This is a genomic window from Streptomyces fungicidicus (genome assembly GCF_003665435.1).
Lineage (GTDB): Bacteria > Actinomycetota > Actinomycetes > Streptomycetales > Streptomycetaceae > Streptomyces > Streptomyces fungicidicus.
This window is the reverse complement of record NZ_CP023407.1, coordinates 2,236,410-2,249,117: the sequence shown is the minus strand read 5'-3', so window position 1 is coordinate 2,249,117 and position 12,708 is coordinate 2,236,410. Positions and strand designations below refer to the sequence as shown.

Annotated in this window: 12 protein-coding genes; 5 read left to right on the top strand and 7 right to left on the bottom strand. The window is 73.6% G+C overall.

Annotation, left to right across the window (positions count from 1 at the left end):
* Positions 1 to 97 precede the first annotated feature (97 nt).
* From CNQ36_RS10215 to CNQ36_RS10195, 5 genes are all read right to left on the bottom strand, one after another.
* Entirely contained in the window at positions 98 to 928 is an 831-nt protein-coding gene (locus CNQ36_RS10215; protein WP_121545747.1) for an IclR family transcriptional regulator, read from the bottom strand.
* 31 nt (positions 929 to 959) lie between these two features.
* Positions 960 to 1,883, bottom strand: coding sequence for an ACP S-malonyltransferase (locus tag CNQ36_RS10210; protein ID WP_121545746.1), 924 nt, complete (start codon positions 1,881 to 1,883; stop codon positions 960 to 962).
* Positions 1,884 to 2,085: 202 nt separating this feature from the next.
* The gene (locus CNQ36_RS10205) at positions 2,086 to 2,940 is read right to left on the bottom strand and encodes a helix-turn-helix domain-containing protein (protein ID WP_228322584.1); all 855 of its coding nucleotides are present in this window, start codon (positions 2,938 to 2,940) and stop codon (positions 2,086 to 2,088) included.
* Positions 2,937 to 3,557: a helix-turn-helix transcriptional regulator gene (locus CNQ36_RS10200; protein WP_228312937.1), complete on the bottom strand. Its 621-nt coding sequence runs from the start codon at positions 3,555 to 3,557 to the stop codon at positions 2,937 to 2,939. Before CNQ36_RS10200 ends, CNQ36_RS10205 begins: the two co-directional genes overlap by 4 nt.
* Before the next feature lie 1,191 nt (positions 3,558 to 4,748).
* A complete protein-coding gene (locus CNQ36_RS10195; protein ID WP_121545745.1) occupies positions 4,749 to 5,765 on the bottom strand; it encodes a Gfo/Idh/MocA family protein in 1,017 nt (338 codons plus the stop codon).
* A gap of 139 nt (positions 5,766 to 5,904) precedes the next feature.
* On the opposite strand from CNQ36_RS10195, the gene CNQ36_RS10190 reads away from it, so the two are divergent.
* From CNQ36_RS10190 to CNQ36_RS10180, 3 genes are all read left to right on the top strand, one after another.
* Positions 5,905 to 7,212 (top strand): multidrug effflux MFS transporter, encoded by a 1,308-nt coding sequence (locus CNQ36_RS10190; protein ID WP_121545744.1) that lies wholly within the window; start codon positions 5,905 to 5,907, stop codon positions 7,210 to 7,212.
* Complete coding sequence (locus tag CNQ36_RS10185; protein ID WP_121545743.1) at positions 7,170 to 8,342, top strand: serine hydrolase domain-containing protein; 1,173 nt, start codon at positions 7,170 to 7,172, stop codon at positions 8,340 to 8,342. Before CNQ36_RS10190 ends, CNQ36_RS10185 begins: the two co-directional genes overlap by 43 nt.
* A gap of 602 nt (positions 8,343 to 8,944) precedes the next feature.
* Positions 8,945 to 9,934, top strand: coding sequence for a small ribosomal subunit Rsm22 family protein (locus tag CNQ36_RS10180; RefSeq protein WP_390420435.1), 990 nt, complete (start codon positions 8,945 to 8,947; stop codon positions 9,932 to 9,934).
* A 15-nt stretch (positions 9,935 to 9,949) separates the two neighbouring features.
* Here the strand turns inward: CNQ36_RS10180 and CNQ36_RS10175 are convergent, their stop codons facing one another.
* Positions 9,950 to 10,147 (bottom strand): DUF6243 family protein, encoded by a 198-nt coding sequence (locus CNQ36_RS10175; protein ID WP_121545741.1) that lies wholly within the window; start codon positions 10,145 to 10,147, stop codon positions 9,950 to 9,952.
* 97 nt (positions 10,148 to 10,244) lie between these two features.
* Here CNQ36_RS10175 and CNQ36_RS10170 point away from each other — a divergent pair, with 97 nt between their 5' ends.
* Positions 10,245 to 10,919: a TetR/AcrR family transcriptional regulator gene (locus tag CNQ36_RS10170; RefSeq protein ID WP_121545740.1), complete on the top strand. Its 675-nt coding sequence runs from the start codon at positions 10,245 to 10,247 to the stop codon at positions 10,917 to 10,919.
* Here the strand turns inward: CNQ36_RS10170 and CNQ36_RS10165 are convergent.
* Complete coding sequence (locus tag CNQ36_RS10165) at positions 10,882 to 11,688, bottom strand: glycerophosphodiester phosphodiesterase (RefSeq protein WP_163013227.1); 807 nt, start codon at positions 11,686 to 11,688, stop codon at positions 10,882 to 10,884. The genes CNQ36_RS10170 and CNQ36_RS10165 overlap by 38 nt on opposite strands.
* Positions 11,689 to 11,955: 267 nt before the next feature.
* Here CNQ36_RS10165 and CNQ36_RS10160 point away from each other — a divergent pair, with 267 nt between their 5' ends.
* On the top strand, positions 11,956 to 12,693 hold the full coding sequence (locus CNQ36_RS10160; protein ID WP_121545738.1) for a bifunctional DNA primase/polymerase: 738 nt from the start codon (positions 11,956 to 11,958) through the stop codon (positions 12,691 to 12,693).
* Positions 12,694 to 12,708: the final 15 nt, after the last annotated feature.

Genomic DNA, 12,708 nt, shown 5'->3' with positions numbered 1-12,708 from the left:
GGCCGGGCCCGCGGGTGCGGGCGGTGCCGGGGCGTCACGCCGGGCCGGAGGCCACTGGCGGCCCCCGGCCGCAGAGTTCGTCAGGCCGGGACGGGCGTCATCTCGCGCCCATGGCGGCCGGGGGCGTGGACGGGGTCGCGTGGGCGCGGTGGAGGGCGTCGGCCAGGGCGGCGGCCGCGTCGAAGACGGTCGCGCCGAGCCACCGGCCGGGCAGCGCGTCCATCCGGCCGGTCGGCCCCGACACCGACAGCGCGGCGACCACCCGGTCGTCCCCACCCCGCACCGGCACGGCGAAGGCGGTGTCGCCGGGCTGCATGACGTCCGATCCGCGGGCCCAGCCCCGGCGGCGCACCTGGGCGAGGTGCGCCGCGGTGAACCGGGCGCCGCGCAGGCCCTGATGGATCTCCTCCGGCTCCTGCCAGGCCAGCAGGACCAGCGCGACCGGTCCGGCCGAGGCGGGCCGGGACATGCCGACCGGCACCCGCTCGGCGCCGTCGGGCCCCAGCGCCCCCTCCGCACAGGTCGCCACGCAGATCTGCGTCCGGCCGCGGCGCCGCAGGATCCGGGCGTCCAGTCCCGTACGGGCGTGCAGATCGGCCAGCACCGGACCCGACGCCTGGGCCAGCCGGTCGTAGCGCGCCTCGACGGACATGCTGCCGAGCCGCGGGCCGAGCACGAACCGCCCGCGGAAGTCCCGGGCGAGCAGCCCGAGCCGCTCCAGCGCCACCGCGATCCGGTGCACGGTGGGCCGGGACAGCCCGCTGCGGGTCACCAGTTCGCTCAGCGGGGCCGGCGCCCGCTCCACGATCTCCAGCAGCACGGACGCCTTGTCGAGCACGCCGATACCGCTGATCCACTCCCGCGGCGCGGCGGCCGCCGCGGGGCCGGCCGCCGGGACGGGCCGCGTGCCGTCGGAAACAATTTCCATGGTGTCGGAGTCTCTTCCGCTCGAACCGTCGTCAGTCCAGGGCGGCCGGGCCGTCCACGGACACCACCTCGACGTCCGGGGCGATACGGCGGATCAGCCCCGCCAGCGTGCGCCCGGGCCCGAGTTCGACGAGCCGGCCGCAGCCCAGCGGGCCGGTGAGGGTGCGCACGCTCTCCTCCCACAGCACCGGCGAGGTGAGCTGGCGGGTGCCGAGTTCGGTCCAGCCGCCCACACCGTCGTAGGGCCGCGCGTCCACATTGGCCACCACCGGCAGATGCCGGGGAGCCGTCGCCGTGTCCTTCAGCGCGGCCGCCAGCGACTGGGCGGCCGGAGCCATGTACGGGCTGTGGAAGGCGCCGCCGACCTGCAGCCGGATGAACTTGGCACCGATCGAGGCGGCGCCGTCCGCGACCCGCGCGACCCCCTCGGGCGCGCCCGAGACCACGGTCTGACCGGGGGCGTTGACGTTGGCGACCCACACGTCCCCGCCCTCCTCGCGCACGGATACCACCAGGCGCTCCACGTCCTCGAGCGGCGCCGCCACCAGGACCCCCATGGTCCCTTCGCGGCCGGCCGCGGCCTCCCGCATCGCCCGGCCGCGCGCGGCGACCAGGGCCGCCGCCGCGGGCAGCGTGTACGCCCCGGCCGCGGTGAGGGCGGCGTACTCGCCCAGGCTGTGCCCCGCACAGGCGACCACGGGCCCGTCGAACGCCTCCCGGCGCACCGCCTCCGCGTGGGCGATCATCGCGACCGAGAACACCGACAGCTGCGCCAGGTCGGTCCGCCGGAGCCGCTCCGCCGTGGCGTGCAGCAGCAGGTCGGCGACGTCCTCCCCGGTGGCCTCGGAGATCTCCGCGGTGATCCCCCACGACGGGGTGTCCCGCCAGGGCGCGCCCATTGCCTGACGCTGCGTTCCCTGCCCGGGAAACACCAGACCGATCGGACGCTCACCCATGGATCCACCTTCCGCGACGGACTTCGTCCAGGGCGCGGGGAGCCGTACCGGACCGATCCGGTACGGGTCCCCGCGACCGGTGGCTACGGGGGGAACCTCCGGTCACGGAGGCACCCGGCGAGAATGCCCCCGTTCCCTGGGGACCCATCGAACTGCCCGGCCCGCCACGGGGCAACGTGCGTTTCAGGAACCTGCGGGCCCCTCACGCCCGGTGGGTGCCGTGCTGCCCGGGCGGCAGCAGCCCGAGTTCCGCGGCCCGGACACCCGCCTGGAACCGGGAGCTGGCACCGAGCAGCGCCATGATCTCCGCGACGTAGCGCCGGTACGTCCGTACGGAGACGGTCAGTTCGCGGGCGGCCACCTCGTCGGTGATCCCGGCCCGCATGGCGCCCAGTATCTGCCGCACCAGGACCGCCCGGTCGCGGTCGCCGAACGCGAGGTGCTCGGCCGGCGAAGCGGAACTGTGCCAGATGCTCTCGAAGAGCGTGCACAGCGCCAGCAGCACCTCGGGCGCCTTGATGAGCGAAGCCCGCCGCTCGGAGGGGGAGCCGACCACGACCAGGGCGGTGGCACGGTCGGCGATGAGCACCTGCAAAGGCGGCAGCCGGGCCACCCGGATCATCAGCCGGCGGTCGGGCAGCCAGCCGCCCAGCGAGTCCCCGACCAGATCGGGCCCCGTCAGTAAACGGGCGGAGACCCGCTCCCGCGCGAAGTGCAGCAGATCGGCCTCGAGCAGCCCGATCCGTTCCAGCTGGCTGCCGGTGCCCGGCAACCGGGACCGCAGGATGTCGATGGTGCCGGTGGCCTGCCCCATCAGCTCCCGTGTGACGCCGATGAGCTGTCCGTGGCCGCCGGGCAGCGCCGTGATGAGCTGCTCCCGTCGGCTCCGGTCCCGATGCATGAGCATCGTCGACTCGATCAACTCTCTGACCTGCAGCAGAGCATGCTCCAAGTCGTCCCCCGATTGGCCGCACACCTCGTGCCCCCATTCCTCGCTGATGTTGCGCTCCCTGAGTCGTGCCAGGACCACGGGCGGCGCCGCCGCCCGGACGGTCACCTCGTCTCGTGCAGCAGCCCGAGTTCGACCGCGCGCACGCCGGCCTGGAAGCGTGACGACGCGTCGAGTTCCCGCATGATCTCGGCGACATGCCGGCGGTAGGTGCGCAGGGACACCTGCAGCGCGCCCGCGGCGGTGGCGTCGGTGCGCCCGGACCGCAGCTGCTCCAGGATGCGGCGGGTCAGCTCGGACCTCAGCCGGGGGCTGGGCTCGGGGTGGTCGACGAGCCGGCGGCCGCGCGACCAGGCCCCGGCGTAGAGCAGCTGCAGGGTGCTGACGGCGGCGCGGTCGGTGACGACCGCGGCCCTCTCGTCGGCCGCCCCCTCGTTGCCCAGCCGCAGGAACGCGGACATCCCGTCGACCACGACGATGCCGCACAGTTCGTGCCGGAGCACCCGCACGGTGGGCAGGCTCCGCAGCCGGGCGGGCGCGACGTCCAGGGCGGCCGGATTGCACAGCACCCGTACGGTCACGCCGCTCGGCACCTGGACCAGGCGCCGCAGTACGGCCTCCACGTAGCCGGCCGATCCGGTGAGCGCGACGTTGACCGAGCGGCGTGCCCTGCCTATGAGGCGGTCGAGGGTCTCGGCGGTGACCTCGGCGTCCGTGTGGGTCATGCCTGACACCGTTGCCGGACGCCTGCGGTGCAGCGACACGGTGTACTCGATCAGGGTGCGGGCCTGCAACAGCGTCTGTTCAAGGCGGGCGGAGTGCCCCCGGGGGGCGCTTTCCTCGAGTTCGACGTCGGTTTGCAGATCGAAGACAGTGCCAGCCACGCGTGAGCCCCCATGATTGTTTCCACATTGCTTTCGCCGCGCGCTGACCGGCCCTGGTTGCCTCAGCTGTGACGCCCCGGCGTCACCGCCGGCCCCCGCTCGGCATATTGATTGAACCGGAAATTAAATCTCGTACCACCTGTGGATGCTTGCCTCCTTGGCAATGAATCGCACTGTGAGGACGGATCGTAGGGATTGTGCCCACAGCGTGGCCGAAATCAGGTGTAGGTAATCACGACTGGACGACGATATCCAGTTCCTGTGGAGGGGTGCGTGACAGCAAGATGCACAACGAGCGAATGAACCGGCAGGTCTGATTCCGTTTCAGCTCCCGACCGGCCGGTTACCGATGCGTAGAGTCACGGAGGTGGCCGCTAGTTGCCATCTTCGGCCGGTGAGCCGCCATTGCCGCCCCTGATACCTGTGGTAGCAGGGGGAAGTGGTGCGAGATGCTGCCCAATCGGTCAATTGGAAAGAATGCGACTGTTCGCTCATTATGGAATTGTTGAGCAACTTTCAAAGGGGTGGACCACAAACTTGAGAGGGGTTCATTTTCCCGCCCGAACGGGTTGCGCGCCGCGCAATTTGGCTGGTTTTCCGGGTCTTGTCGGCGCTCGTTAATGTCCGGTGTTTTCCGGCCGGGCACCTATTCCGGCGGCCCCCGGGTGTACTCGCCGGGAGGTGGGCGAGGGAAACCGGTCGGTTACCCCGCTCGCGGGGGCGTTGTGTGCGGCAGCCGTTCCACTCACCGGTGTGCGCCCGCGGTCCCGCGCGGGCCCACCCCCACCCGGTGGCATGGAACGGCTGCCGCCTCCCCCCTGGAAATGGTCCGCGGAAGCCGACTGCTCCAAGTGTGAAGCTTTCGTGTAGGAGAGTTGAGCATAGGGCGGCTGACGGCCGCAATGGTGCGGACGTCAAAATTCCGGATGTGAGGATGCCCCCCCATGCCACCTCACTGACGACCCCTCACCACGCGACAGCCGCCCGAACCGCGCCGCACCCTCACATCGCTCCCGGCCGTCCCCTCTCCGCTCAAGCCGGCGTGACGGCCTCCGCCTCCCCCGGGTAGCGGACGCCGACCCGTTCGCGGATCGCGTCGAGCGTCCGCATCACGGCGAGGGTGCCGTCGAGCGGCACCAGCGGCGACTCCGTCTCGCCGGCCCGCAGGGCCCGCATCACCTCGGCGGCCTCGTGCTTCAGGCTGTTGCGCGGCCCGTCGGCCGGGTCGGCCGTGAACTCCTCGGCGTCACGGCCGTCCCGGTGCAGCACGAACCGGTCCGGGAAGAAGAAGCCGTACGGGATGTCGATCCGGCCCCGCGACCCGGTGATCGAGGCGGAGGTCGCCGTACCGCCCACCAGGGAGCAGTGCACCGAGGCGAGGGCGCCGTTCTCCCAGGAGAGCAGCGCCCCCGTCTGGAGGTCGACGCCCTCCTCCGAGAGCGTGGCCCGCGCCACCACGTCCGACGGCTCCCCGAGCAGCAGTTGCGTGAACGACACCGGATACACCCCCAGATCCAGCAGCGCGCCCCCGCCCAGCGCGGGGTCCCGCAGCCGGTGCGAGGCCGGGAAGGGCCCCGCCAGCCCGAAGTCCGCCTGCAGACTGCGGACTTCCCCGATCGCACCCCCGTCGACCAGTTCCTTGAGCCGCCGCACCATGGGGTGGCAGTACATCCACATGGCCTCCATCAGGAAGCGTCCGCCGTCCCGGGCCAGCGCGACCAGCTCCTCGGCCTCCCGGACGTTCAGCGTGAACGGCTTCTCGCACAGCACGTTCCGCCCGGCCCCCAGCATCAGCCCGGCCGCCGCGCGGTGCGCCGAGTGCGGGGTGGCGACGTAGACGACGTCGATCTCCTCGTCGCTCGCCAGCGACTCCCAGTCGCCGTACGCCCGCGGTATCCCGAACCGCTCGGCGAACGCCTTCGCCGGCTCCGGGGACCGCGACGCCACCGCCACGACCTCCGCGTCCGGCATGTCCACGAGGTCCGCCGCGAACGTCGCGGACATCCCCCCGGTCGCCAGGATCCCCCAGCGCACCTTCTGCTCTGTCATCCGTCCCACCCTGCTCGTGTCGTTCGTCACATCGTGAACCAATGCCCGTGGAAGCGCTCCCAGGGCATCGCCGTTGACGCCGAGCACTCCGTACGAGCTGAGAGCATAGGGAGCCGACGGCAGGAAGAGGGAGGGGCCAATGCCCGAGGGTGGGGCGTCCATATCGAGCTCGACGGAGGACAGGGCACCGGACACGGACCTGACGGCGCTGCGCGCGGCCCCCGGCCGCCGGGCCGGCCTGCTGGTCACACTCCTCCTCGGAGGCCTGACGGCCATCCCGCCGATGGCGATGGACATGTACCTCCCCGCGCTCCCGGAGGTCACCCGGTCCCTGCACTCACCGGCCGCCACCGTCCAGCTCACGCTCACCGCCTGTCTGGCCGGAATGGCACTGGGGCAGCTGGTGGTCGGCCCGATGAGCGACCGCTGGGGCCGCCGCCGGCCGCTGCTGATCGGGCTCGCCGTCTACCTCGTCGCCACCGCGCTGTGCGCGTTCGCGCCCACCGTGGAACTCCTCGTCGCGTTCCGGCTGGCGCAGGGCCTGGCGGGCGCCGCCGGCATCGTCATCGCACGGGCGGTCGCCCGTGACCTGTACGACGGCGTGGCCATGGCCCGCTTCTTCTCCACCCTGATGCTGATCTCCGGGATCGCGCCGATCGCGGCCCCGCTGATCGGCGGGCAGGTCCTGCGGGTGACGGACTGGCGCGGAGTCTTCGTCGTCCTCACGGTCGTCGGAGTGCTGCTGACGGCGGTCGTCTGGGCGAAGCTGCCGGAGACCCTCGCGCCCGCCGACCGGCACCGCGGAGGCGTCGGCGAGGCGCTCGGCTCGATGCGCGGCCTGCTCGCCGACCGGTGCTTCACCGGCTACATGCTCACCGGCGGTTTCGCCTTCGCGTCGCTCTTCGCCTACGTCGCGGCCTCCCCGTTCGTCATCCAGGAGATCTACGGCGCCTCCCCGCAGACGTACAGCCTGCTGTTCGGGCTCAACTCCATCGGCCTGATGATCATGGGTCAGATCAACGGCAAGGTGCTGGTCGGCCGGGTCCGGCTGGACAGGGTGCTCGGCGTCGGGCTCACCGTCGTGGTCGTCGCCGCGGTGGCGCTGCTGCTGATGTCCACGGGTGTGTTCGGCGAGGTCGGGCTGGTGCCCGTGGCCGCGGCGCTCTTCGTGCTGATGTCCGCGATGGGCATCACCATGCCGAACACCCAGACCCTCGCCCTGATGCGCACCAGGCACGCGGCCGGCTCCGCGTCGGCCCTGCTCGGCACCTCGTCCTTCCTCGTCGGCGCGATCGCGTCCCCGCTGGTCGGGATCGCGGGGGAGGGCACGGCCGTCCCGATGGCCGTCGTCCAACTGGTCGCCGCCCTGGTGGCGCTGGCCTGCTTCCTGGGAATGTGCCGCCCGTGGGGGAACGGGCGGACGAGCGCGAAGGGCGGGGGCTTCTGAGCGCGCCGCGACTGCGCCACGGCACACCGGAACGGGCCGGCCTCGACGCCGCGGAACTCCGGCACCTGGTCCGCGAGGTCCGCGCCCGCACGGCCGGCGACCGCCCCTGGGCTGCGGGAGCCGTCGTGGTCGCCGGACGCGGCCCGGTGCTCGCCGTCCGGGAGGCGGCGGGCTGGGCGGTGCGCTACACGGCGTACGACGAGGCGACGGACACCCCCGTCGAACTGCCGCCGGCCGCTCGCGTCCCGATGACCGTGGACACCCCCTTCGACCTGGCCTCCCTGACCAAGCTGTTCACCTCCGTGGCGGCGGTACAGCAGCTCGAGCGGGGCACGCTGGGCATCGACGCCCGCGTGGGGGCGTACCTGCCGGACTTCACCGCGGCGGCACGGCACGGCATCACGGTGCGCCAGCTGCTCACCCACACCTCGGGGCTGCGCCCCGAACTCCCGCTGTACGACTGCGCCGACGACGCGGAACGCCTGGACCTGCTCCGCGCGGAGCAGCCCATCGGCGTACCCGGCACGTACTGCTACTCCGACCTCAACATGCTGCTGCTCCAGTACGTGCTGGAACGCATCACGGGCCGGACCCTCGACGTCCTCGTACGGGACGGCATCACGCGTCCGCTGGGCATGACGGCGACGGGCTTCGGGCCGTGCCCGGGGGCGGCGGCGACGGAGGACCAGCGGCGGCCGTGGGCCAAGGCGGACCGGGGGATGCTGCGGGGCGAGGTGCACGACGAGAACGCGTGGGCGCTGGGCGGGGTGGCGGGTCACGCGGGGCTGTTCTCCACGGCTCCGGATCTGGCGGTGTTCTGCCGCACGCTGCTGGCGGGCGGGTCGTACGGGCCGGCCCGCATCCTCGGTCCCGACTTCGTGGACCTGCTGTTCACCCCACCCGGCCTGGGGTTCGCCCTGGACCAGCCGTGGTTCATGGGGGAGCTGGCGGGGCGGGGGGCGGCGGGCCACACCGGGTTCACGGGGACGTCCCTGGTGCTGGACCGGGCGACGGACACCTACCTGATCCTCCTCGCGAACACGGTCCACCCCCGGCGCCCGGCGCGGCCGGACAGCACGCCGAGGGCGACGGCGGGGACCCGGGTGGCCCGGTCGGTCCGGGGAATGTGAGCGGGCGAGGCGGCTGTCCCGGTGCGCTACGGCCACCCCCGCCGGGCTGAACCGGCGCCCCTCCGCGGCCCGGCGCTGACAGGGTGCCCCTCGCGGGTGTGGGCCGGGGGGAGATTGCGCAGCCCGGCGCCAACGGGGTGCCGTCGCGCCCACCCGTGCCGCCCTGCGGCACGACTGCCCGCGGAGTGCGGGGGCTGCCGCCCCGGTGGCACGACTGCCCGCGGAGTGCGGCGGCGTCGCGGGCGGTCGGCGTGGGTGTGGGCCGGGGCGGGTGTGCGCAGCCCGGCGCCCACGGGGTGCCGTCGCGCCCACCCTCCCCCACTCTCGGCTTCGCTCGAGCGGGAGGTACCCCCGTCGCCCCAGCGGCACGCCTGCCCGCGGAGAGCGGAGGGCGGCGGATTGCCGCGCCGTAGACGGCAGGTGGCCGCCCACGGCGTGGAGGGGACGGGGCGGGGGTGGCCGCCCGCAGTGGCTGGCGCGTCCGCGCCGGGCCACCTCTTCCAGCCGGCGCAGTCGCGCCAGTCCGAGGACGGCCACCCCCGACCCGGCACCGACCCACCCACCACCCCTGGGCGCCCTCCGGCGCCCCGTAGAATCGCCTGGTGAACGCCGTCGCCCCCCTCCACACCGCCCTCGCCGGCCTGCTCGACGGACTCCCGGCGCGCCAGGCCGCGCAGGCCGTCGAGCGGCTGATCGCCAACTATCGCGGCGGCGCCACCCCCACCGAGGCCCCCATCCTCCGCGACCGCGCCGACGTGGCCGCGTACGCCGCCTACCGCATGCCCGCCACCTTCGAGGCCGTGCGCTCCGCCCTGGAGGCGTTCGCCGACGCCGTCCCGTCCTGGACCCCCGCCGACCACACCGACATCGGCGGCGGCACCGGCGCGGCCGCCTGGGCGGTCAGCGCGACCTGGGACGGCGACCGCCCCGTCACCGTCCTCGACTGGGCCGAACCCGCCCTCGCCCTCGGCAAGGAACTCGCCGCCGCCAACCCCGCCCTGCACGGCACCCGTTGGCAGAGCTCCCGCATCGGCGCGGCCCTCACCCTCGACGACACCGACCTCGTCACCGTCTCCTACGTCCTCAACGAGCTCACCGCCCCCGACCGCACCGCCCTCGTCGACGCCGCCGCCCGAGCCGCCCGCTCCGTCGTGATCGTCGAACCCGGCACCCCCGACGGCTACGCCCGCGTCATCGAGGCCCGCGACCGCCTGATCGCCGCGGGGTTCCGCATCGCCGCCCCCTGCCCGCACAGCGCCGCCTGCCCCATCGTCCCCGGCACGGACTGGTGCCACTTCTCGGCCCGGGTCAGCCGTTCCTCCCTGCACCGCAGGATCAAGGGCGGCTCCCTCGCCTACGAGGACGAGAAGTTCAGCTATGTCGCCGCCACCCGGGTCCCCGCCACCCCCGCCCCCGCCCGAGTCGTCCGCAAGCCGCAGATCCGCAAGGGCCAGGTCCTCCTCGACCTGTGCGAGACGGACCCGGCCCTGAGCCGCACCACCGTCACCAAGCGCCACGGCGACCTGTACCGCGCGGCCCGGGACACCGACTGGGGCGACCCCTGGCCGCCGGCGGAAGAAACCGGCCACTGACCAGCCGCGGCGGCCTCACCTCTCCCCGCTCTCTCCCTTCCCTCCCGCACGCTCCTCCCGCAGCCTGCGCAGCAACTCCCGCTTCTGCGCCTGCGCGTCGAGACCGGCGGCCCCCACACGCCCCCCGCGCCCACCACCACGCAGCGCCTTGCGCCCCAGGTGCTGCCGCGTGCCACCGACGCCCAGCATGTTCCCCGCTCCACCTCGCGCCATGACAACCCCTCTCCAATACGAGACGTACCGTCTCGCCAACGACTCGCACCACTGTCCGACGAGACGCACCGTCTTGTCAACCTGATAAGTTCATCCCATGGCAGCGAACCAGTCCGCCCCCGACGCCACCCGACGCAGCGAGCGCTCCCGGCGGGCCATCTACGACGCCGCCCTCGCCCTGGTCGCCGAGGTCGGCTATCCCAAGACCACCATCGAGGGCATCGCCTCCCGCGCGGGCGTCGGCAAGCAGACGATCTACCGGTGGTGGACCTCGAAGGCCGACGTGCTCCTCGAGGCGTTCCTCGACATGGCCGAGCAGGCCGCCCACGCCGCCGGCCACGTCCCGCACGCCCTCCCGGACACCGGCGACCTCGCCGCCGACCTCAAGTACGTCCTGCGCGCCACGGTCGACGAACTGCGGGACCCCGCCTTCGAGGCCCCGTCCCGCGCGCTGGCCGCCGAGGGCGTGGTCGACGAGGAACTCGGCCGCAGGTTCGTCGCCAGTCTGCTGGAACCCCAGCTCCAGCTGTACGTCGACCGCCTGCGCTCCGCCCAGGACACCGGCGAGGTCCGCCCCGACGTCGACCCGCGCATCGCGCTGGAACTCTTCGTCTCCCCCCTGGCCCAGCGCTGGCTCCAGTACACGGGCCCGATCACCTACGACTACACCGACACCCTCGTCGACTACGCCCTCTACGGCCTCACCCCCCGCCCACCGTCCCCCACCCCCACCCCTACCGATGCCGGGCCAGCCTCCCCGGCGCGTCCGTGATGATCCCGTCGCAGCCCAGCGCCAGCGCCCGGTCGCGCTGACGCGGGGTGACGACCGTGTGGGCCCACACCCGCGGGATGCCGGACCGCACCGCACGCCGCAGATCGGCGTCCCGCGCCTTGACGTCGACGTCGAGCAGATCGACGTAGGAACGCCAAGCTGCGGGACGGTCGGTGCGCATCTGGCGCGCCGACCGCCACAGCTGAGTGAGCAGCCCCAGCCCGTGGACGCGCCGCGCGACCGCGGGGTCGTTGGTGTTGACGAACACCGAGCGGTTCAGCCCCCGGGCACGGATCAGCGCGGCCAGCCGCTCCAGCCCGCGCGGATCCTTCGCCTCCAGCATCAGCACGATCCGCCCGCCGAACCGGTCCAGCACCTCCGCGACCGTCGGCGGCCGCTCCGAACGCCAGCTCCCCGGCAGCCGGTCGCGCGGCCGCAGCCGTACGCCCCGCCACTCCGCGGCGTCGAGTCCGCTCACCTCGCCGCCCAGGAACGTCGTACGGTTCAGCGTCGCGTCGTGGAAGACGACCGGCGTGCCGTCCCGCAGGACCCGCGTGTCGAAGTCCAGCACCTGCGCCGTGCCGCGCCGGTACGCCGCCATCAGCCCCGACATGCTGTTCTCCGGGACCTCGCGCGCCCCGCCCCGGTGGGCGACGTACGGGACGCGGGGCAGCGCGGCCACCGTCAGCGGCCCCCCGCCCCACTCCAGCGGACCGGGAGTCAGCGAGACGACGGAAGCCACGACCGTCAACGCGACACTGGTGATCATGGCGCCCACGCTAGAGGCGCACACCACCACACACCCCCCAACCGCACCCGAACCGGTATACGCACCCCCGCCCCGCACCCCCGCCCCGCGCGCCCCACGCCCCGCGCCCCGCGCACGGCGGCGCACCCGCATCCCCTTTCGCCACCCCTCGTCCCGTCCGGGCGCCCTCGCCCGACCTGCGCCGATTGTGCGCTCCGGCCCCCCGCCGCGCACGATCGTGGGACCATAGGGCATGCTGGATCGCACGACGGCGAGGCGAGGGGATAGATGAGCGCGGAGTTCGGCGGCCGGACCGGCCGGCAGGGCAGGCTCTCCCAGTGGCTGCGTGGACGCCGCCCGAAGCAGGCCCCCGACGAGGGCGGCCGTGAGGCACTGCTGCTCGCCGCCGCCGACGCGGGACTGCCGCTGGCGCCCGCCGCCCACCCCGCCGCCGGCTACGGCTGCTCCTGCGACCGTGTGGGCTGTCCCACCCCCGCCCGGCACCCGGTGTCCTTCGCCTGGCAGACGCAGTCCACCACCGACCGCGCCCAGATCGAGCGCTGGGCCCGCCACCAGCCGCAGGCCAACTTCATCACCGCCACCGGCATGGTGCACGACGTCCTCGACGTGCCCCTCGACGCCGGCCGCGAGGCCCTCACCCGGCTCCTCGACGCGGGCATCGAGGTCGGTCCCGTCGCCGAGAGCGACGACGGCCGGATGCTGTTCTTCACCCTCACCCGCGGCACCCCCGAGGACGAGGACGAGTGGTGGCCGTGCGAGCTGGACTGCCACCCGGAGACCATGGACGAGCACCCCGGCCTGCGCTGGCACTGCCGCGGTTCCTACGTCCTGGTGCCGCCCGCCCGCCTCCCCGGCGACGACGACCGGACCGTCCACTGGGTACGCGGCCCCGAGCATCCGCTCCCGGACCCGCTGAGCGTGCTGGAGTACCTCACCGACTCCTGCGCCCGCCACGCCGGCGAACAGCCCGACCACTCCGGCACGGCCTGGCCCATCCGCCGCTGACGAAGACCGCCGGCC

Coding starts and splice junctions, on each gene's coding strand:
- CNQ36_RS10215 (WP_121545747.1), bottom strand. CDS start 928: ATGGAAATTGTTTCCGACGGCACGCGGCCCGTCCCGGCGGCCGGCCCC.
- CNQ36_RS10210 (WP_121545746.1), bottom strand. CDS start 1,883: ATGGGTGAGCGTCCGATCGGTCTGGTGTTTCCCGGGCAGGGAACGCAG.
- CNQ36_RS10200 (WP_228312937.1), bottom strand. CDS start 3,557: ATGACCCACACGGACGCCGAGGTCACCGCCGAGACCCTCGACCGCCTC.
- CNQ36_RS10195 (WP_121545745.1), bottom strand. CDS start 5,765: ATGACAGAGCAGAAGGTGCGCTGGGGGATCCTGGCGACCGGGGGGATG.
- CNQ36_RS10190 (WP_121545744.1), top strand. CDS start 5,905: ATGCCCGAGGGTGGGGCGTCCATATCGAGCTCGACGGAGGACAGGGCA.
- CNQ36_RS10175 (WP_121545741.1), bottom strand. CDS start 10,147: ATGGCGCGAGGTGGAGCGGGGAACATGCTGGGCGTCGGTGGCACGCGG.
- CNQ36_RS10170 (WP_121545740.1), top strand. CDS start 10,245: ATGGCAGCGAACCAGTCCGCCCCCGACGCCACCCGACGCAGCGAGCGC.
- CNQ36_RS10165 (WP_163013227.1), bottom strand. CDS start 11,688: ATGATCACCAGTGTCGCGTTGACGGTCGTGGCTTCCGTCGTCTCGCTG.
- CNQ36_RS10160 (WP_121545738.1), top strand. CDS start 11,956: ATGAGCGCGGAGTTCGGCGGCCGGACCGGCCGGCAGGGCAGGCTCTCC.